The sequence below is a fragment of the Pontibacillus salicampi genome (genome assembly GCF_042434395.1).
GTDB classification, from domain to species: Bacteria; Bacillota; Bacilli; order Bacillales; family BH030062; genus Pontibacillus; species Pontibacillus salicampi.
In genome coordinates this window covers 18,862-39,550 of sequence record NZ_JBHLTP010000020.1, presented here as the reverse complement: position 1 = coordinate 39,550, position 20,689 = coordinate 18,862, and the positions used below count along the sequence as shown (strand labels likewise).

General features: G+C 42.2%; 21 protein-coding genes. All 21 read left to right on the top strand.

The annotated features are described in order from the left end of the window. Nucleotides 1–65 precede the first annotated feature (65 nt). The 21 genes from rnmV (at nt 66) to ACFFGV_RS18770 (ending at nt 20,677) form a co-directional block, all read left to right on the top strand. Nucleotides 66–623: a ribonuclease M5 gene (rnmV, locus tag ACFFGV_RS18870; RefSeq protein ID WP_377351227.1), complete on the top strand. Its 558-nt coding sequence runs from the start codon at nt 66–68 to the stop codon at nt 621–623. Further along, complete coding sequence (gene rsmA / locus ACFFGV_RS18865; protein ID WP_377351224.1) at nt 623–1,498, top strand: 16S rRNA (adenine(1518)-N(6)/adenine(1519)-N(6))-dimethyltransferase RsmA; 876 nt, start codon at nt 623–625, stop codon at nt 1,496–1,498. The genes rnmV and rsmA overlap by 1 nt, the downstream gene beginning before the upstream one ends. Before the next feature lie 68 nt (nt 1,499–1,566). Further along, complete coding sequence (gene yabG / locus ACFFGV_RS18860; RefSeq protein WP_377351222.1) at nt 1,567–2,445, top strand: sporulation peptidase YabG; 879 nt, start codon at nt 1,567–1,569, stop codon at nt 2,443–2,445. Nucleotides 2,446–2,831: 386 nt separating this feature from the next. Then, nucleotides 2,832–3,095 carry a biofilm formation stimulator Veg gene (gene veg, locus ACFFGV_RS18855; RefSeq protein WP_377351220.1) on the top strand — a complete coding sequence of 88 codons (264 nt, stop codon included), beginning with the start codon at nt 2,832–2,834 and terminating at the stop codon, nt 3,093–3,095. A gap of 120 nt (nt 3,096–3,215) precedes the next feature. Continuing rightward, complete coding sequence (locus ACFFGV_RS18850) at nt 3,216–3,398, top strand: small, acid-soluble spore protein, alpha/beta type (protein WP_377351217.1); 183 nt, start codon at nt 3,216–3,218, stop codon at nt 3,396–3,398. A 191-nt stretch (nt 3,399–3,589) separates the two neighbouring features. Continuing rightward, nucleotides 3,590–4,459 (top strand): 4-(cytidine 5'-diphospho)-2-C-methyl-D-erythritol kinase, encoded by an 870-nt coding sequence (gene ispE, locus ACFFGV_RS18845; protein ID WP_377351264.1) that lies wholly within the window; start codon nt 3,590–3,592, stop codon nt 4,457–4,459. Nucleotides 4,460–4,513: 54 nt separating this feature from the next. Further along, nucleotides 4,514–5,329, top strand: coding sequence for a pur operon repressor (gene purR, locus ACFFGV_RS18840; protein ID WP_377351214.1), 816 nt, complete (start codon nt 4,514–4,516; stop codon nt 5,327–5,329). 323 nt (nt 5,330–5,652) lie between these two features. Next, nucleotides 5,653–5,943 (top strand): septation regulator SpoVG, encoded by a 291-nt coding sequence (gene spoVG / locus ACFFGV_RS18835; RefSeq protein WP_377351210.1) that lies wholly within the window; start codon nt 5,653–5,655, stop codon nt 5,941–5,943. A gap of 169 nt (nt 5,944–6,112) precedes the next feature. After that, on the top strand, nt 6,113–7,492 hold the full coding sequence (gene glmU, locus ACFFGV_RS18830) for a bifunctional UDP-N-acetylglucosamine diphosphorylase/glucosamine-1-phosphate N-acetyltransferase GlmU (RefSeq protein WP_377351207.1): 1,380 nt from the start codon (nt 6,113–6,115) through the stop codon (nt 7,490–7,492). A 16-nt stretch (nt 7,493–7,508) separates the two neighbouring features. Further along, on the top strand, nt 7,509–8,465 hold the full coding sequence (locus ACFFGV_RS18825) for a ribose-phosphate diphosphokinase (RefSeq protein WP_377351203.1): 957 nt from the start codon (nt 7,509–7,511) through the stop codon (nt 8,463–8,465). A gap of 93 nt (nt 8,466–8,558) precedes the next feature. Further along, nucleotides 8,559–9,221: a 50S ribosomal protein L25/general stress protein Ctc gene (locus tag ACFFGV_RS18820; protein WP_377351201.1), complete on the top strand. Its 663-nt coding sequence runs from the start codon at nt 8,559–8,561 to the stop codon at nt 9,219–9,221. Nucleotides 9,222–9,888: 667 nt separating this feature from the next. Next, entirely contained in the window at nt 9,889–10,449 is a 561-nt protein-coding gene (gene pth, locus ACFFGV_RS18815) for an aminoacyl-tRNA hydrolase (protein ID WP_377351198.1), read from the top strand. Between the two features lie 85 nt (nt 10,450–10,534). Then, the gene (fin, locus tag ACFFGV_RS18810) at nt 10,535–10,765 is read left to right on the top strand and encodes an anti-sigma-F factor Fin (RefSeq protein WP_377351196.1); all 231 of its coding nucleotides are present in this window, start codon (nt 10,535–10,537) and stop codon (nt 10,763–10,765) included. 71 nt (nt 10,766–10,836) lie between these two features. Next, nucleotides 10,837–14,358 carry a transcription-repair coupling factor gene (gene mfd / locus ACFFGV_RS18805; RefSeq protein ID WP_377351194.1) on the top strand — a complete coding sequence of 1,174 codons (3,522 nt, stop codon included), beginning with the start codon at nt 10,837–10,839 and terminating at the stop codon, nt 14,356–14,358. 784 nt (nt 14,359–15,142) lie between these two features. After that, nucleotides 15,143–15,679 (top strand): stage V sporulation protein T, encoded by a 537-nt coding sequence (gene spoVT, locus ACFFGV_RS18800; protein ID WP_377351192.1) that lies wholly within the window; start codon nt 15,143–15,145, stop codon nt 15,677–15,679. Between the two features lie 133 nt (nt 15,680–15,812). Beyond that, nucleotides 15,813–17,387 carry a putative polysaccharide biosynthesis protein gene (locus ACFFGV_RS18795; RefSeq protein ID WP_377351190.1) on the top strand — a complete coding sequence of 525 codons (1,575 nt, stop codon included), beginning with the start codon at nt 15,813–15,815 and terminating at the stop codon, nt 17,385–17,387. Nucleotides 17,388–17,390: 3 nt separating this feature from the next. Beyond that, nucleotides 17,391–18,857 (top strand): bifunctional methyltransferase/pyrophosphohydrolase YabN, encoded by a 1,467-nt coding sequence (gene yabN, locus ACFFGV_RS18790; RefSeq protein ID WP_377351188.1) that lies wholly within the window; start codon nt 17,391–17,393, stop codon nt 18,855–18,857. 3 nt (nt 18,858–18,860) lie between these two features. Then, nucleotides 18,861–19,115, top strand: coding sequence for an RNA-binding S4 domain-containing protein (locus tag ACFFGV_RS18785; RefSeq protein ID WP_377351186.1), 255 nt, complete (start codon nt 18,861–18,863; stop codon nt 19,113–19,115). A 278-nt stretch (nt 19,116–19,393) separates the two neighbouring features. Next, nucleotides 19,394–19,693 (top strand): sporulation protein YabP, encoded by a 300-nt coding sequence (gene yabP, locus ACFFGV_RS18780; RefSeq protein ID WP_377351184.1) that lies wholly within the window; start codon nt 19,394–19,396, stop codon nt 19,691–19,693. Then, a complete protein-coding gene (yabQ, locus tag ACFFGV_RS18775) occupies nt 19,690–20,289 on the top strand; it encodes a spore cortex biosynthesis protein YabQ (RefSeq protein WP_377351181.1) in 600 nt (199 codons plus the stop codon). Before yabP ends, yabQ begins: the two co-directional genes overlap by 4 nt. A 7-nt stretch (nt 20,290–20,296) precedes the next feature. Then, nucleotides 20,297–20,677: an FtsB family cell division protein gene (locus ACFFGV_RS18770; protein ID WP_377351179.1), complete on the top strand. Its 381-nt coding sequence runs from the start codon at nt 20,297–20,299 to the stop codon at nt 20,675–20,677. Nucleotides 20,678–20,689: the final 12 nt, after the last annotated feature.

The following is a 20,689-nucleotide window of genomic DNA, read 5'->3' as shown; positions in this document are numbered from 1 at the left end:
CGTTTTCTTTTCCTCTCGTTCCGTGTTATAACTAATAGAAGATAGATGTACGGGAGGAAGAATGATTGAGAATAAAAGAAGTAATTGTTGTAGAAGGCAAGGATGATACAGTCAACATTAAAAGAGCCGTTGAAGCGGATACTATTGAAACGAATGGGTCGGCGGTGGACGAATCAGCGCTAACTCAAATTCGTCACGCTCAAGCAAAGCGAGGCGTGATTATTTTTACGGACCCTGATTACCCGGGGGAGCGAATTCGGCACATTGTCTCTCAGGCTATCCCTGGATGCAAGCACGCCTTTTTGCCGAAGAAGGAAGCTTTGGCTAAATATAATAAAGGCGTCGGTGTAGAGCATGCATCAATAGAAGCGGTGCAGGAAGCGCTAAAGAACGTCTATACAATGACAGAGGCATATGAGAGTGATATTACTCAAGAAGACTTAGTGATTTTTGGGCTTGTTGGTGGTGCTAATGCCAGAGCACGAAGAGAAAAGCTAGGTCTCAGATTAAAAATAGGGTACACCAATGCAAAGCAACTATATAAGCGGTTAACGATGTTTCAAATCACGAGAAAAGAGTTTGTGACGGCGATGGAAGCCATACTGCAGGAGGAAGAGGCATAATGGAGCAAAAAGCGATAGCAACCCCTAAACGGACCAAAGAGATACTCGACAAATACAGCTTCGCGTTTAAGAAGAGCTTAGGGCAGAATTTCTTGATTGACGTCAACGTGTTAGAGAATATTGTAGAGAAGGCTGGAGTGGACGAGGAGAGTGGAGTCATTGAAATCGGCCCAGGAATCGGTGCTCTTACGGAGCAGTTAGCAAAGAAAGCAGATAAGGTATTGGCATTTGAAATTGATCAACGCCTTCTGCCGATTTTAAACGATACGTTAGAGCCCTATGAGAATATCCGTATCGTTCATGAGGATATATTAAAGGCAAATGTCCATGAAGTGATTGAGGAGTATTTTCAAGAGGGACAGCCTATTCATGTAGTTGCGAATCTCCCTTATTATATTACGACTCCAATCTTAATGAATTTGCTCATGGACAACCTCCCGATAACTAGTATCAATGTTATGATTCAAAAGGAAGTGGCAGATCGTATGGCTGCCGAACCAGGCAGCAAGAGCTATGGCTCTCTTTCAATAGCGGTACAGTACTACACAGAGGCAAGTGTAGTCATGGATGTGCCGAAGACGGTGTTTATGCCGCAGCCTAACGTTGGTTCTGCTATTTTACGATTAGTAATGAGAGAGGAGCCACCTGTTCAGGTCGATAATGAGCCGTTTTATTTTGACTTGGTTAGAGCCTCCTTTGGGCAACGAAGGAAAACACTAATGAATAACCTTTCTCGTCATTTCAAGGATCGCTTTTCAAAAGACGAAATACGCGAAGGGTTAGAGGAAGCCTCCATTGAGGGTGGACGACGCGGAGAATCTCTATCAATGGCAGAGTTTGCAAGGCTTGCTAATACATTTTACTCGATGCTGTAAGCACAATCTCCTCTTTCACACATAGGCTACTGTAGTAAGTGTTCTTTGTGTGAGGAGGAGATTTTTGTATGTTTGTAAAGGGTGACCTAGTAACGCGTTCCTCATACGGCCATGACGTGTTATTTCGCGTTCAGGAAGTACAAGAGAAACGAGTTCTATTATATGGAGAAGAAGTTCGTTTAGAAGCAGACGCCCCTCCTTTGGATTTGGTAAAGGTTCAAACAGAGGAAGTGAAGCGGCGTAAAGAACAAGCCAAGGAAGAGGAGGAATACTCTTATCGCTTGTTCAAGCAGGACTATCAACTAATGAGGCAAAAACGAGAATATGAAGCGTCTGCTGGATATCAGCATGGAGGATCTTATTTTCAGCTCCCTTCTCGTGTTCTGCATTTAGATGGAGACCGATTATACTTAAAGAAGTGTATCGACCTATATGAGCAATTAGGACTCCAGGTGCATGGTGTGTATGTGAATGAGAAGGATATGCCTCACCAGGTAGGAGAGCTTATTGACAAGATAAACCCAGATATTCTGGTTATCACTGGTCACGATGCTTACTCCCAAAACAAAGGAGAGAAGCATGACATACGCGCTTATCGACATTCTAAGTACTTCGCTGAAACCGTCCGAGAGGCTAGAAGAAAAGTACCCCATTTAGATCAGCTGGTTATTTTCTCCGGTGCCTGTCAATCCCATTTCGAGTCGTTAATAGGGTCTGGCAGCAATTTTGCAAGCTCCCCGACAAGAGTGAACATTCACGCCCTAGACCCTGTCTATATAGTCGCAAAAATCAGCTATACATCCTTCATGGAAAAAGTGAACGTATGGGATGTTATCCGTAACACCTTAACCGGAGAAAAGGGGCTTGGTGGTGTGGAGACAAGAGGGCTGATGAGAACAGGGATGCCATATCAGAAAGAAGAAGGAACATTTCTAATCGAGGAATAAACGCCTGGTGCAATCGCTGCGCCGGGTTTTTTGTATAAATTGCCCGACCGCTCATTAATTTGAATAACAGCTCATTCAACTCATATAACTGACTCATCCCATTTAAAAATCGCTCATATATAGCACTCCATTTGTAAATTTACTGGAGGATGCATACTATTCCTTTTTGGAGCATAGTATTACCTTTGTGGGGTGCAAAGAAGAACGTAGAAATTCCTCAAATTATCTATACATAAGTTTGTCGAAATTTGGAACAATAACCAATAGTGTAGGAATTTACGTAGAAATCATTGACATTAAAAATAAGATACTGCTATAATATTAAGATTTATTTGACTTAAGTAGAGCTTCTATGTTATAGTGGAAACATAGTGAGGTGGAGTGTAGTGGGAAAAACGTTAGCAGAAATTAAACAGGCTCTCGATGGTCAAATTGGGAATCGGTTAACATTGAAAGCTAATGGTGGTCGTAGAAAAACCATCGAACGAAGTGGTGTACTTGCAGAAACCTATCCGGCTGTATTTATTGTAGAGCTGGATCAAGAGCAAAACTCTTTTGAAAGAGTCTCTTACAGCTACGCAGATGTCTTAACAGAAACAGTTGAATTAAGCTTTGGCGAAAGTGCTACAATGGCTTTAGGGGAGCAGTAAACCACGTTTACTGCTTTTTTTATTGCCTTTTTTTCCATAAACATTTCCGATTATTGCCTAGTTGCTTCTCACACACTATAGATGTCGGACCCATCTAATGAAGAAAGGAGCTGTTTTCCCTTGAGCAGACGTCGAGGCATCATGTCAGATCAATTCAAAGAGGAAATCGCTAAAGAGTTGGGCTTTTACGACACCGTTGCTAAAGAAGGCTATGGTGGTATTACGGCACGAGATGCAGGTAATATGACTAAATTAGCCGTTCAACGAGCACAGCAGCAACTAGCAAAGAACAAACCTCAATAACGGTTAAGACCCTCGAACGGGTTGAACATGATACTTGCTAAGTCATGGACGAAATCATATGGTTTCGTCCTGATTTCTTCTATACAAAAGAAATAAAATGAGGACAACCGGCCCTTTCTTATTCGTCTCGCTTGCTATGTCCTTTTATGATACAATCGGTTCATATATTTATGTTGAGATGGGGTGATGTGTTGCGTTTCCTAGAGAAGGCTCCGGCTAAAATTAATTTAGTGTTGGATACGCTGTATAAGCGGGAGGATGGATATCATGAGGTAGAGATGGTTATGACGACAGTAGATTTGGCTGATCGTATTGAGCTGACACCTCTGAAGTCGGATGAGATTCGGATTGTGTCTGAGAACCGCTTTGTTCCGAGTGATAGCCGGAATCTTGCCTATCAAGCGGCGCGACTCATTAAGGATACATATCACATTCGTGAGGGTGTAGAGATTTTTATTGAAAAACAAATTCCAGTGGCGGCAGGGTTAGCTGGAGGCAGCAGTGATGCGGCAGCGGTGTTACGGGGCCTAAATCATTTATGGGGTCTTGATTTATCGTTAGATACGCTAGCAACACTTGGAGCTGGCATTGGGTCTGATGTCTCCTTTTGTGTGTACGGTGGGACGGCACTAGCTACAGGCAGAGGAGAACAGATTAAGGAGATAGATGCTCCCCCTCCATGCTGGGTCATTTTAGCCAAACCTTCCATTGGAGTGTCGACCAAAGCCATCTATCAAAACCTGAACCTTGAGACTATTGATCATCCAGACGTTCATAAGATGGTTGAAGCGTTACAGGAAGAGGATTATGACAAGATGTGTGCCAATATGGGAAATGTATTGGAGCCTGTCACAACGAGTCTCCATGCAGAGGTAGATCAAATTAAATCCCATATGAAGGATTTTGGAGCAGACGCCGTCTTAATGAGTGGCAGCGGACCAACTGTGTTTGGCTTAACACAGCAGGAGTCCCGCGCACACCGCATTTATAATGGTCTTAGAGGGTTTTGCGACGAGGTGTATATTGTCCGAATGCTGGGTACTCGAAACACACTTGATTAAAACCGTATATTTTTGGTATATTAAGCATATAATATTCGGTTTTGAGGTGTGAGCATGAAACGAAGTGAACGTTTAATTGCAATGACAAATTATTTAATAGAGCATCCTCATCAATTAGTATCGCTGCCTTTCTTCACAGACGTGTATGATTCAGCTAAATCCTCTATAAGCGAGGATCTTGGCATCATAAATGAAAGGTTTCAAAAAGAGGGGATTGGCCGCTTGCAAACTGTTCCGGGGGCAGCAGGCGGTGTAAAATACATTCCGCTAAATTCGAAAGAGAAAAGCGAATCCTTTGTTGATGAGTTAGCTAATAAGTTAGAGGATCCAGATCGGTTGTTACCTGGTGGGTATCTTTTCATGAGTGATTTACTTGGAGACCCACAAACAGTAAGGAACATCGGAAGGCTATTTGCTACTCACTTTGCAGAGCATTCTATTGATGTTGTTGTTACAGTGGCTACAAAAGGAATTCCGCTAGCTTATGCTGTAGCTTCCTTCTTAAACGTCCCAGTGGTCATTGTAAGGAGAGACCCTAAAGTAACAGAAGGATCGACGGTCAGCATTAATTATGTGTCCGGCTCGTCCCGAAAAATTCAAACTATGGTACTCCCAAAGCGCAGCTTCAGCCAGGGCACTAACGTACTAATCATTGATGACTTCATGAAAGCTGGAGGAACAATCAATGGAATGAAAAGCCTGCTGGATGAATTTGAAGCCAACGTGGCAGGGATTGGAGTGCTTGCTGAAGCAGAGGACGAAGAGGAAGAACGAGTTGTGGATGATTATGTTTCCTTGCTGCAGATTAGCAATGTAGATATCAAGAATAAGAAAATAGATGTCCATCGTGGAAACCTGTTTCAGGGATAGATGGCTGTAAGAAGGGGAGGTTCCAAACCCCCTTCTTTTTTTATGCCTTCCATAATGCAGACCGGCGCCAACCGTGACAATGAATGCACCAATGAGATTTCTCGTAAGCCTGAATCGGATAAACAAGGCGCTTCCCGCTTTTCTAGTTACTAGGAACTATTTATGCGCTAAGGGGATGACAATATATACATTTGTTTCCTAAAATTAGTGAAAATGAAGAAAAAATAGAAAATAGTAAATTTTTTTATTCACTAAGAAGGAATTCATGGATTCTTGTTGAATATTGGTAAATAAGTTCTTATGACAAAAGGTGGTGACACATAATGGAAGTTACAGACGTAAGATTACGCCGCGTCAATACGGAAGGAAGAATGCGAGCAATTGCTTCTATTACACTGGATGGGGAATTCGTAGTTCATGATATTCGTGTAATTGATGGTAATAACGGGTTGTTCGTAGCGATGCCAAGTAAACGCACTCCAGATGGAGAGTTTCGTGACATCGCTCACCCAATTAACTCTAACACGCGTGGGAAGATTCAGGACGCAGTATTAGAGGAGTATCACCGTGCCGGTGAAGTAGAAGTTGAATATGAAGAAGCTGGAGCTTCTTAAGTTATCTAAGGAACAGGGAGTCTAATCTTTTTAGGAGATTAGGCTCCTTTTTTATGGTTATACCCGAAAATAATGAGGTTCAATCTTCTCTGGTTTCTTTTATTTATTGAAATAGAGTGGGTTTTAAGATATATTCGTAATGGATATAAAGGATGGGGGTATTGTGTTCATGGATAATCGCTATGCAATCGTGTTAGCAGCTGGTAAAGGAACCCGTATGAAGTCATCATTATATAAAGTATTGCACCCTGTATGCGGAAAGCCGATGGTTCAGCATGTAGTAGACCAATTACTGTCACTACAGTTGGAGAACATCATTACCATCGTTGGCCATGGCGCAGAGCAGGTGGAGGAGCAAATTGGTGAGGACAGCCAATTTATCATCCAAGAGGAACAGCTAGGTACTGGCCATGCTGTACAGCAGGCTGACCCGGTGTTATCTGGTAAGAAGGGTACGACATTGGTAGTTTGTGGAGACACACCGCTACTGACCTCTGAGACACTAGAAAATCTAATCCAGTACCATGAGCAAGAGGAAGCTAAAGTAACGCTTCTAACCGCTCATGCAGATAATCCTGCTGGATATGGACGCATCGTTCGAAATGAGGACCAGGATGTAGCAAGAATCGTTGAACAAAAAGATGCCTCTTCTGACGAGAAGTTGATCCAAGAAATAAATACTGGTACATATTGCTTCGACAATGAGGCTTTATTTGAAGCGTTGCAACTTGTATCTAACGATAATGCACAAGGGGAGTATTACCTTCCGGATGTCATCGAGATTCTTAAGAATCAAGGGGAGAAGATTTCTGCCTACCAAACGGACGATGTTACAGAAACCTTAGGGGTAAATGACCGTGTAGCGTTATCCAAAGCGGAACGTGCTATGCAGTCGCGCATTAACGAATATCATATGCGGAGCGGCGTCACCCTAATAGATCCAGATAATACGTATATCGGATTAGGTGTAGCAATTGGTCAGGATGCAGTGGTTTACCCTGGATGCACCATCAGTGGTCATACAACTATTGCAGGGGGAGCGGAAATCGGCCCTCATACTGAAATTAAAGATTGTACAATTGGACAAGATACAACTATTAAACAAAGTGTAGCTCATGATAGTCACATCGGTGCACGTGTTAAAATTGGTCCATATGCTCACATTCGTCCTGCTTCTGAGTTAGCAGATGACGTGAAGATAGGTAACTTTGTGGAAACAAAGAAAGCTGCTTTCGGAGAGGGAAGTAAAGCGTCTCATTTGAGTTATATTGGTGACGCAAAGGTAGGCAGTGGTGTTAATATTGGCTGTGGAACCATTACAGTTAATTATGATGGAGAAAACAAGCATCTTACCACTATTGAAGATGGAGCATTTATCGGATGTAACTCTAACCTGGTTGCTCCCGTCACAATAGGTGAAGGTTCCTATGTTGCAGCAGGTTCTACGATAACTAATGATGTTCCTGACAGCTCTCTTTCCATAGCCCGTTCCCGTCAAACGAACAAGGAAGGCTATGTAGAAAAATTAAAAAATAAGAAAAACGACTAATGGAGGTTTGTAGCTAATGGCTAATAGTCAATATAAGGATCCGGCTTTAAAGGTATTTTCCCTTAATTCCAATCCGTCCTTGGCACAAGAGATTGCAGAAAACATAGGTACAGAGCTAGGTAAATGTACCGTAACTAGTTTTAGTGATGGAGAAATTCAGATTAACATTGAAGAAAGCGTTCGTGGCTGTGATGTATATGTTATTCAATCTACCGGTGAGCCAGTGAACCAGCACATTATGGAGCTTTTGATTATGATCGATGCTCTAAAACGTGCATCTGCTCGTTCTATTAATATTGTAATGCCATATTACGGCTATGCTCGTCAGGACCGTAAAGCTCGTTCCCGTGAGCCTATTACGTCTAAATTAGTAGCAAACCTTCTAGAAACTGCTGGTGCTACTCGTGTCATCATGCTGGACCTTCACGCACCTCAAATTCAAGGGTTCTTTGATGTTCCAATCGATCACCTTATTGGAGTACCGCTTCTATCTGATTACTTTGAAGAGAAGAACTTTGATGATGTCGTAATCGTATCTCCAGACCACGGCGGTGTGACCCGTGCTCGTAAAATGGCAGATCGTTTGAAAGCGCCAATCGCTATTATTGATAAACGACGCCCTCGTCCAAACGTGGCAGAGGTCATGAATATTGTTGGTAATATTGAAGGCAAGACAGCTATTCTAATAGACGATATTATTGATACGGCAGGAACCATGACGTTAGCTGCGAATGCTCTTATTGAAAACGGAGCAAAAGATGTGTATGCATGCTGCACACACCCTGTATTGTCTGGACCGGCTATTGAACGAATCGATAATTCTAAGATTAAAGAGCTTGTCGTGACCAATACAATTCCATTGAAGGACGAGAAGCTCATTGATAAGATTACAGTTCTTTCTGTAGGTCAATTGATTAGCGAAGCTATCACGCGTGTACACGAACGTAAATCCATTAGCATCTTGTTTGACTAATTTGTAAATTTTCTAAAATTAATGTTTAGCCCTGGTAAACTACGGGAATTATAGTTCATTAGAAGCTTCATAATTTCTTGGAGGTTGATTATCTTGGCAATTACAGTAAAAGCTAATACTAGAAATGATTTCAGACGTTCAGCAACGAATGAACTTCGCAACAATGGTCAAGTACCGGCGATTGTATATGGACAAAACCAAGAGCCGATTTCTATTTCCGTTGACAGTTTGGAATTACTGAAAACCCTTCGTGATGAAGGTAAAAACGTAATCCTTGCTCTTGATATTGAAGGGCATAAACCAATTGACGTTATGCTCCATGACCATCAAGTAGAACCGATTCGTGATGAACTGTATCATGCAGACTTCTTCCGAATCGATATGTCTTCTGAAGTAGACGTACAAGTGCCAATTCACTTGGACGGAGAAGCACAAGGCGTGAAAGATGGAGGAATTCTCTCTCAACCGCTTCATGAATTATCCGTTCGTGCTAAACCAAATGAAATACCAGAGCACATCACTTTAGATGTTACTAACCTAGAAGTTAATGATAGTTTATTGGTTTCAGACCTTAAAGAAGGTCGGAATTATGAAATTACAGAGGACGAAACCACTACCATTGTAACCGTCCTGCCACCTCAGACTGAAGAGGTTGTTGAATCAGGTGAGACACAAGATGCTGAGCCTGAAGTAATCAATGAAAAAGCAGAACAAGAAGCAAATACAGAGGAAAACTCAGAAGAGGACCAATCCTAATGAGTTAGCAAAAGGAGGCGCCCAACCTATTGGTTGCGCCTCTTTTTTATGAGAATAGGAATGGCAGCTTCTCGGTTAGAATATCTAAACACGAAAAGGATTCAGCGCTCTCCTTGCGATAAGTCAACATCGATTCGCAATGCTCATCGTGTTTCCTTTATCTCATTCAGGGTAGGGAAGTTCCGCTAAGGCACGTCGTGTGGCAACGCGGAACTGACCAACATCCTGTTGGCCTCAGTCCATACGCCGCTTAGCGGGCACTTCCGCTTTTCTTGATCTAGCTGTGGCGACCAAAGACTAGTGGGCTTCCTTCCTCTCCTTGCGATAAGTCAACATCGATTCGCAATGCTCATCGTGTTTCCTTTATCTCATGCGAGGCCGTCCAGCCCATACGTCTTTGAACGGTCGCCTTCGCTTTTCGTGTCTAGCTGCAGTGCCCAGCGGCTAGTGGACTTCTGTCCCTTCCTTGCGATAAGTCAACATCAATTCGCATTGCTCATTGTGTTTCCTTTATCTCATTCAGGGCCATCCAGTCCATACGCCGCTTAACGGGCACTTCCGCTTTTCTAAATATTTCACAGGTTTCTTCTTTTCTTTTGCTTATAAAATTCGGTACAATATATAAAGCTAGATATTATTTGGACGTGTTGTGGAAATGAGGGATAATATGAAGTGTATTATTGGGCTTGGTAATCCAGGACCTAAGTTTGATAAGACAAGGCATAACGTTGGGTTTATGGTTATAGATGAGTTGTTACGACGGCAGGGCTGGACGTTAGATAAAGAGAAGTATAAAGCTCAATATACAGTGGAGCGTATAGGTACAGAGAAGATTTTAATCATGAAGCCGATGACGTACATGAATTTATCAGGGGAGGCTATTCGTCCGCTGATGGAATATTATGATTTAGATATTGAAGATATTGTTGTAGTCTTCGATGATCTGGATCTGCCTCCAGGAAAAATACGACTTCGGAAAAAAGGTGGTCATGGAGGCCATAATGGCATACGGTCTACCATTGATCAGCTTGGTACGAAGGAGTTTCCTCGCTTGCGTTTTGGTATTGGAAGACCGAGTGTGCCAATGCCAGTACCGGATTACGTACTTGGCAAGTTTCAACAAGACGAAGAGGCTGTTATTCAAGACAGTATTTCTTATGCAGCGGATGCTTGTGAAGCTTGGATGGAAAAGTCGTTTAATGAAGTGATGAACGATTTTAATCAATAACGGGGAATCCTTGAACCTGTTTTCGTATAAGGTTATCTTATAGAGGACAAACTAGGCATAAAAGTGTTCTGTTAGGAGGCACATTATGGCCGTAGTTTACCGATGCCGTCACTGTAAGCAGCACATGGCTGAAATTGGGCACGAACAGGCAACTAGCCATGAGCTTGGGATTCATCAATTAACCGATCAGGAGCGTCTTGAGATGATTCGATATCACGAAAATGGAGATATTCAAGTAGAAACCATATGTGAGCATTGTCAGGAAGCAATGGAAAACAATCCGCATTACCATGAATTAGATTCTTTTTTACAATAAAAGATGTTGTGCTTTGGTGAGAAACCCAAAGCATTTTTGTATGGATGCTAGGCTAATCAGGGGGGAAAAACTTGCAAGGATTAAAGACGTACTTACAAAAGCAAGATGATGTTCATTCCATAATCTCCGGGTTTTCCTCCGGAATGAAGGAACAATTTGCATCAGGTCTTTCTGGTTCAGCTAGAAGTACCTTAGTTTCTATTTTAGAAGAGGCTACAGAAAGACCTATATTATTAGTAACTCATCAGTTGGTCCAAGCGCAGCAATTATATGAAGATTTACTAGGTTTATCAACTGCAGAACAGGTTCATCTTTATCCGGTTAACGAGCTGATTGCTTCTGAAATCGCTGTCGCCAGTCCGGAATTGAGAAGTGAGCGAATTGAAGCATTAAACCATTGGGCACAAAGCAAAAAGGGGATATTAGTGGCTCCAGTTGCTGCATTGAAGCGAATACTCCCTCCTACTACATATTGGGAATCGTATCAGCTTTCCTTTGAAGTGGGGACTACAATAGAGCTTGATAAGTATCTGAAGGAGCTCGTCGATGTTGGCTATGAGCGTGCTGATTTAGTATCCTCGCCTGGACAATTCAGTCTGCGAGGAGGCATCTTGGATATTTATCCATTAACGCAGCCCAATCCGCTGCGCATTGAATTATTTGACGATGAAATTGATTCAATCCGATACTTTGATTCTGATAGTCAGCGCTCTCTTGCTAAGCTGGACCGTGTCACCATTGGGCCCGCGAGCGAGCTGCTGTTAACAGAAGAGGACTTAACAAGGGCTGGGCAGCGTTTGGAAGAGGCATACTCCTCTACGCTTCAAAAGCTATCCAGTGATGAGTTGAAAGAGCAGCTAGCCGAGACGATTGAAAATGATATTGAAAAATTAAAGAATCAAGAGCGATTTCAGGAAATGTATAAATATTCCTCCTTGTTCTATGAGCAATCGGCTAGTTTACTAGACTATTTACCAGAAGATGGGCTTGTTATTTTAGATGAGATGAGCCGTATTCAAGAAACGGCGAATCGTTTGGATGAAGAAGAATCAGAGTGGTATAGCAGTTTGCTGGAGCAAGGGAAGATCGTCCGAGATCTGGCTATTTCGTATAATTGGAAGGACGTATGGCATGGCATGCATCATCCCCGTTTATATATGTCTGTTTTTCTGCGTCATATTCCGAATACACAGCCAGAAAATATAGTGAATTTCTCCTGTCGCGCTATGCAGCAATTTCATGGGCAGATGAATTTGCTTCAAAATGAAATGCAGCGCTGGGAAAAAGGGAACTATTCTGTTCTTATTGTGGCTCCGAATGAGGAGCGGGCTGACAAAATTCAATCAGTTCTTGAAGACTATGATATGGAAGCAGTGAAGGCAGACAAGCAGCCTGAGCTTCCGATTCAGAAACCTACTATTATTATTGATCAAATCAATAGTGGTTTTGAGCTGCCGATGCACCATGTTGCTGTTTTAACTGAAAAAGAGCTGTTTAAAAAACGGACCAGTCGTCCCAAAAGGAAACAGAAAATATCCAATGCCGAGCGGATAAAGAGCTATCAGGAATTAAAGGTTGGCGATTACGTTGTCCACGCTAATCACGGGATTGGTCGGTATATAGGTATTGAAACTTTAGAGCTAAATGGTATTCACAAGGACTACCTAAACATTAAATATTCCGGAGATGACAAGCTGTACGTTCCGATTGACCAAATTGACCTCGTCCAGAAATACGTTGGCTCCGAAGGCAAAGAGCCGAAGTTGTACAAGCTCGGCGGTTCTGAATGGAAGAAGGTAAAAAGCCGCGTACAATCCTCTGTGGAGGATATTGCAGACGATTTAATCCAGTTATATGCAGAACGGGAAGCTTCCAAAGGTCACGCTTTTGGAGAAGATACCGAAATGCAGCGTGATTTTGAAGCGGCCTTTCCATACCAAGAGACAGAGGACCAGATACGCTGCATTGAAGAAATTAAGCACGATATGGAGCGTGTTCGACCAATGGATCGTCTCTTATGTGGGGATGTTGGCTATGGGAAAACCGAAGTGGCTATTCGTGCAGCATTTAAAGCTATTGCCGATGGAAAACAGGTAGCTATATTAGTACCAACCACCATACTAGCCCAGCAGCATTACGAAACCATCCGTGAACGATTCCAAGACTTCCCTGTCAATATTGGTTTACTAAGTCGCTTCCGAACAAGAAAACAGCAAAAAGAAACGATAGATGGTCTGAAAAATGGCAGTGTCGACCTTGTAATCGGTACCCACCGTGTCTTATCCAAGGATATTAAAGTGAAGGAGCTTGGCCTGCTCATCGTGGATGAGGAGCAACGATTTGGTGTGAAGCATAAAGAGAAGATTAAACAGATGAAGACGAATGTTGATGTGCTAACGTTAACGGCTACTCCTATCCCAAGAACGTTGCACATGTCCATGCTTGGTGTAAGAGACTTATCTGTAATCGAAACGCCTCCAGAGAATCGCTTCCCCATCCAGACTTATGTTCTGGAGTACAACCCTGTATTTATTCGAGAAGCAATAGAACGGGAAATGGCGCGGGGAGGTCAGGTGTTTTTCCTATATAACCGTGTAGAGAATATTGAACGAGTTGCAGAGGAAATATCAGCACTAGTAGAGGATGCGCGTGTGTCTCATGCACATGGCCAAATGAACGAGTCTGAGCTGGAGGATGTCATGTTCAGCTTCTTAGAAGGGGAATCCGATGTACTCGTTTCTACTACAATTATTGAAACGGGTGTAGATATTCCGAACGTGAATACCCTCATCGTCTCTGATGCGGATCGCATGGGGCTGAGTCAGCTGTATCAAATCCGTGGGCGAGTTGGCCGCTCCAATCGCGTGGCATATGCCTATTTCACCTATCAAAAAGATAAGGTGTTAACAGAAGTAGCAGAAAAACGCCTGCAAGCCATTAAGGAATTTACCGAATTAGGCTCCGGGTTTAAGATTGCCATGCGAGATTTATCCATTCGTGGGGCAGGTAATCTCTTAGGTGCCCAGCAGCACGGTTTTATTGATTCTGTTGGCTTCGATATGTATTCGCAAATGCTGAAAGATGCTATCGAGGCTAAACGACAAGGAAAATCCTATGAAGAGGTCAAGCCGTTTGAGCCAGAATTGAATTTGGGAATCGATGCGTACTTGCCAGATAGTTACATTAACGATGAGAAGCAAAAGATTGATATGTATAAACGATTCCAATCTATCGAATCTCATGAAGACATCCAGGATTTAAAGGACGAGCTGATGGATCGGTTCGGTGATTATCCAGAGGAAGTAGAGAATCTGTTCCAAGTATCTATCCTGAAGCTGCATGCTAAGAAGGAACGCATTGAATCCATTACGGAAAAGAATAAGAAGATTGAGCTAGTAATGGAAACAGAAGCGAGTCAGTCCATTGATGGAGCAAAGCTGTTTGAGCTTGCTAATCAATACGGACGCCTTATCCAATTAGGGACAGAAGAAACGAAATTAAAAATGACCTTCCAATTTAATCGCAAAGATTCCTTGAATCGTTATAAAACAGTGGAAGAAGTTACGAAAGCACTGGAAACAGTGAAGGAGTAATTTACTTGTAGGGACCCTCACCTTGTGGTGAGGGTCTTTTTTGCGTTGCTCATTGTGTTTCCTTTATCTCATTCAGGTAGGGGAAGTTCCGCTAAGGGCGCCACGTCGTGTGGCAACGTGGAACTGACCAACATCCTGTTGGCCTCAGTCCATACGCCTTTGAACGGTCGCCTCCGCTTTTCGTGTCTAGCTGCAGTGGGCAGTGACTAGAAGGGTTCCGTCCTCTCTTTGCGATAAGTCAACATCAATTCGCGTTGCTTATTGTGTTTCCTTTATCTCATTCAAGGCCATCCACCCTTTACGTCACTAACCGCCCACTTTCGCTTTTCTTGATCTAGCTGCAGTGGGCAGTGACTAGAAGGGTTCCGTCCTCTCCTTGCGATAAGTCAACATCGATTCGCTGTGCTCATCGTGTTTCCTTTATCTCATGCGAGGCCGTCCACCCTTTACGTCACTAACCGCCCACTTCCGCTTTTCGTGTCTAGCTGCGGCGACCAAAGACTAGTGGGCTTCCTCCCTTTCCTTGCGATAAGTCAACATCAATTCGCTGTGCTCATTGTGTTTCCTTTATCTCATACAAGGGAAGTCCAGCCCATACGTCTTTGAACGGTCGCCTCCGCTTTTCTTGTCACTTTATGGTTTTTTTATTATAAATTTGAATTTTAAATGAATAGTTCCTGTATTGTGAATAATACTATACTCATCAGGTGGTGATCCTGTTAATTCAGGGAGTGTCAATTTTTTCACCATGGCTAATCATCTAATGAAAGTGAGGCTCCATAGAATGAAAGCAACAGGTATAGTACGTCGTATTGATGATTTAGGTAGGGTTGTTATCCCGAAGGAAATACGTAGGACACTGCGTATTCGGGAAGGGGATCCGCTAGAGATTTTTGTGGATCGTGAAGGTGAAGTTATTTTGAAAAAGTATTCTCCGATTAGTGAGCTTGGTGATTTTGCTAAGGAGTATGCGGATGCTTTGTTTGATTCTCTTGGTCATACTGTTCTTATATGTGATCGTGATGAATTTATTGCTGTTGCAGGAGGATCAAAGAAGGAATATTTGAACAAGAACATTGGGAAAAAAGTAGAGCAGGCTATTCAGGATAGAAGTGTTATTACAGATGGTAATGAATCCACTGTAGAAGTGGTGGAGGGGAATGAAGAGTCTATCTCCTCCTATGTGATTGGCCCTATTATTGCTAATGGTGACCCGATAGGGTGTGTGATGATAATTGGTAAAGAAGGACAAACCATTGGCGATGTGGAACAGAAGGCTGTGGAAACTGCTGCTAGTTTCCTTGCAAGGCAAATGGAATAGCTTGGAGGAGCCGATTAGGGCTCCTTTTTTAATGGTTTCAGTGCTGTGTATGTATGTTGTTCTGGTCTAAGTTATAAGGTTATTTATGCTATAATATTTGGCAGATAGAGATTGATGAAGAAAGGATCCATCCATGGGAAGTAACAACGTACGACAACATTTTTTTAAGGGTGCTATGCTGTTAACGATTGCCGGAATGATTGGCAAGGTGCTTAGTGCCGGCTATCGAATTCCGTTGCAAAATATAGCAGGTGATGTAGGATTCTACATATATCAACAGGTTTATCCGTTTCTTGGCATGGCATGGATGATATCGATTTATGGCTTTCCTGTCGCTATTTCGACATTGGTTGCTGAAAGACGAATGTTGTCGATGCGCGGCTTTTTTGTTCCGGTGTTCTTGTTGCTGATAAGTATTAGTTTAGTGTTATGTGGGTTATTGTATGGGGGAGCTCCCTTCATTGCTACCTTCATGGGGGATGAAGGATTGGTTATGCCTCTTCGTGTCTCGGCTTTGGTCTTCTTATTCCTGCCTTTTACTTCTATATTGCGAGGTACGTTTCAAGGTCTTCAGGATATGGGGCCGACCGCATACTCTCAAATAACGGAGCAGCTAGTCCGAGTCGTTGTTATCGTTTTAGCGACGGTTTATTTGGTTGGAGGCGGTTATAGTCTGTACCATGTTGGGGCTGGGGCAGCCTTCGGATCGATTGTTGGGGCAATGGTTGCCATTGGCGTGTTAGGAGCTTTTGCTGTTAAGCGTCTTCCATCTAGTATCAATGAACAACGACCAATTCCGTTCAGGAATATTATCCGAACGGTTTTCATGGTTGGGTTGTTTATCTGTCTCAATTATATGCTTTTACTATTCATCCAGCTCGGAGATGCTTTAACGATGGTGGCACAGCTTAAAGATTATGGCTACTCTCTAGAGAAAGCGAAAGAGTGGAAGGGTGTTTTTGATAGAGGATATCCGCTTATCCAATTAGGTACGGTAATCGGCTCTTCCTTTGCGCTCTCCTTAGTTCCTTCTCTCACAAAGCAGCGATTGGAGAATAAACGAGCGGAGGCTTATGCTGATGCGCATAGTGCCATTAAGTTTAGTTTTATTTTTTCTGCAGCAGCGGCAGTTGGCCTCGTATTAGTGCTCCCGGAGGTAAATGTATTATTCTTTAATTCCCGACATGGTACCGAGACGCTGCAGGTGCTAGCAGTGTTAGTTTTGTTCGGCTCTTTAGCTCTTACCTACTCCTCCTTACTTCAAGGACTAGGAAGAATGAAGACTCCAGCTGTGATGGTATTGCTAGGCTTCGTAGTAAAGGTTTTTCTCAATATATGGCTGATTCCAATGTATGGTATTACTGGCGGGGCTATTAGCTCGGTAACAGCAATCATGGTGGTCTGGGGTGGGAATGCACTCCTATTATATCGAACGATTCGTGTACCTTTTATCAACTCCCTACCATGGAAGGCAATCACCATGTCCTTGCTGGCATTGATAAGTACCGTTTTGGCTGGGAAATGGGTTATGGAGACCCTTTTTACTATACAAACACGCCTGGATTATCTTTGGTACACTATAAGTATTGTAAGCGCAGGCATATTTGTTACAATGCTTGTACTGCTACGTATGAACGTTTTTACGGAAGATGAACTATATGCGCTTCCTTTCGGAGGAAAGCTCATTTGGTTATGGAAAAGGAGGTAGAATATGAATCACATTACTGTGGTAGGACTAGGCGCTGGAGATATAGAACAGCTGCAGTTAGGCCTGTATCGTCTCATGACAAATTATAAAGAGACTGTTTTTACTCGTACTCTTCATCATCCGGTTGTGGAGGCTTTGCAGGAGGAAGGAGTGTCTTTTCAATCGTTCGATCATACATATGAAGCTTTTGAACAGTTTGGAGATGTGTATAGTAGCATTGCGGACACTTTAATTCAGCAATCACAGCAGCAATCGGTACTGTACACGGTGCCTGGTCACCCTATGCTAGCTGAGAGAACGGTGCAGATTCTGTTAGAAAAACAAAAAGAAGGTGTAGTCACCGTGGAAATTAAAGGGGGGCAAAGCTTTCTAGACGACCTATTTGCCTCGCTCCGTATCGATCCTATAGAAGGATTTCAATTTCTGGATGCTACGAATTTTACGAGGAGTCAGCTGAATTATGAGCAGCACACTATTTTCTGTCAGCTATACGATGAGATGATTGCCTCTGACGTGAAGATAGAATTAATGGAAGACATTCCACATGATCATCCCGTCTATATTGTGGAAGCTGCTGGAACCTCCCAGGAAGAGATAACGGAATTACCTCTTTTTGAATTGGATAGGGAGATGGCTTTAAGTAATTTAACCAGTTTATATATCCCGCCCGTGCCGAGGGAGAAGCTGAATCATCAATTTTTCCGGTTGAAAGAAGTAATTAGTACGTTAAGAGGACCAAATGGCTGCCCATGGGATAGAAAACAGACCCATGAATCTCTTCGTCCTTATTTAATAGAAGAAGCCTACGAATTCCTTCAAGCTGTTGAAGATCAAGATGATGAGGGGATGGTTGAAGAGCTGGGCGATGTCCTTCTTCAGGTAATGCTGCACAGCCAAATCGGGGAAGATGAAGGATATTTCACGGTAGATGACGTAATTCTATCTATAACCGAAAAGATGATCCGCCGTCATCCCCATGTATTTGGAGATACAACCATTCACTCTGCAGAAGAAGTGGTAAACACATGGGATCAAATCAAACAACAGGAAAAGGGTGACAGTAGACCATCTGTAATAGACGGCGTAGTAGATACCCTGCCTGGCTTAATGAAGGCACAAGAGCTCCAGAAAAAAGCTAAGAAGGTTGGTTTTGATTGGGATGACCCAGCTCCAATGTGGGAAAAGGTAGAAGAGGAAATACAAGAATTCCATGAGAGTGTAGATGCCAAAGGAGCGTACGAACAAGAAGACGAATTGGGAGACATATTATTTGCGCTCGTAAATGTTGCCCGCTACTATAGGATTAATCCTGAAATTGCCATACAACGTACCAATCATAAATTTAAAAGCCGCTTCATAGAAATGGAGTCTCTTGTTTCAGAGTCAGGAAAGGTTATGTCCGAGATGACGTTAGAGGAGCTCGATCAATATTGGGTGTTAGCAAAACAAAAAGAAAGAAGTGATGGATAACTTATGAGACTGGACAAGTTTCTAAAGATTTCAAGGCTGATTAAAAGGCGTACCCTTGCTAAGGAAGTAGCCTCTCAAGGAAGAATCCATGTTAATGGGAATCTTGCTAAGGCTTCTTCAGAAATTAGTATCGGAGATGAATTGTCCATTCGATTTGGACAAAAGCAACTGACTATAGAAATAGTTTCGCTTCGCGAGACCGTAAAAAAAGACGAAGCTAATTCTTTATACAAAGTGATAAAGGAAGAAGAGCTATAAGGAAAAACGAGCCTCCAAAGCAGGCTCGTTTTTTTATGACATTCTTTATCATCTAAAAAAATCCGTTTCACTAGCATACATAAGCTAAAACAATTCCGCCAACTAGTATGATTATCCAGCCAATATGAAGCGAAGGTCCATGCTTTATGACAAATTACTGCATTAATTGCGCGGGAAATAGTGTACAGGACAAATGGGGATGCTGCCCCAGCTGTTGAAATTTTGTTCTACTTCTTTGCCTCTGTTCATACATTGTTATCGATAAGGGGGGTTGTTCGATGGAGTATTATGAGAAGGAAGAAACAGTTCGGGGACAAGCAGAGCATCACGTGAAGATGAACAATCGTCGAAATCTAGAAATTACAGGTGTGAAGGAAGTGGACAGCTTCGACGCGGAAGAGTTTTTATTACAAACGTCTATGGGATATTTGGTTGTCAGAGGCCAAAATCTACAGATGAAAAATCTTGATGTCGATCAAGGAATCGTTTCTATTAAAGGGAAAGTGTACGAGCTCACCTACCTTGATGAGCAAAATGGGGAGAAGGCTAAAGGATTCTTTAGCAAAATGTTCAAATGAGTTTAGATACACAGTTTGTCACTATGTTTATGATGCTATGGACAGGAATATATCTCGGGATGGCAATCGATACCTTTCGACGGTTTGAAAGGTACTGGAAAAAGCAAATCATATTTGCTTTTTCCATCGAGATATTTTTTTGGATCTTGCAAGGCTTAATTATTTTTTATTTTATGTTCGTTGCAAACCAGGGGGAGCTCCGGTTTTATATATTTCTTCTTATTCTGTGTGGGTTTTCCATGTATCAGGCATTGCTGAAGACCATTTACATGAAAGTGTTAGAAAAGATTATTGCTATTACTATTTCTGTCATTCGATTGGTAAAACGACTTTTCCTTATTGTCATATACCACCCAATACGTTGGCTGCTGCTTCTCTTATTAAAAATATTACTAGGTTTATGGACGATTTTAGTTTGGCTTCTTGTGCTTACGGGAAAAATTCTACTGTTCCCACTACAACTTATTGGCAAAATCCTTTGGCGACTAACCCCAAAATTTATGAAAAATTATTTACTCCATTTAAAAGGGTTTTATAGTACAATAGAGAATATAATGCTTAAATGGTGGAAAAAGATCCGACACAAGGGGAGGTAGCTATTTGGTGAAGGAAAAACGAAAATCCGTCGCTAAAATCGATTCTGGATATGTAAAGCAATATGATGCATATATGGAAAGACAACAGAAGAAGAAAAAGCGCCTTATACGTCGGTTGGCTTTATTTACACTAGTTACTGTGCTATTATTTGGAGGCTTAATCACTTTCCATATAAATCAACGTATTACTTATGCGGAAAAAAAGGAACAATATGAACAATTACAAGATCAGATGGCTACGTTGGATCAGGAGGAGAAGGATCTGAAAGAGGAGATTCAGCTTCTTAATGACGAGGAATACGTCCTTCAAATAGCAAGGACCAATTATTTCTTCTCGAAAGAAGGAGAAATTATCTTTAAAATGCCTGATAACAGCCCGTCATATTGACACTCTTTTTAA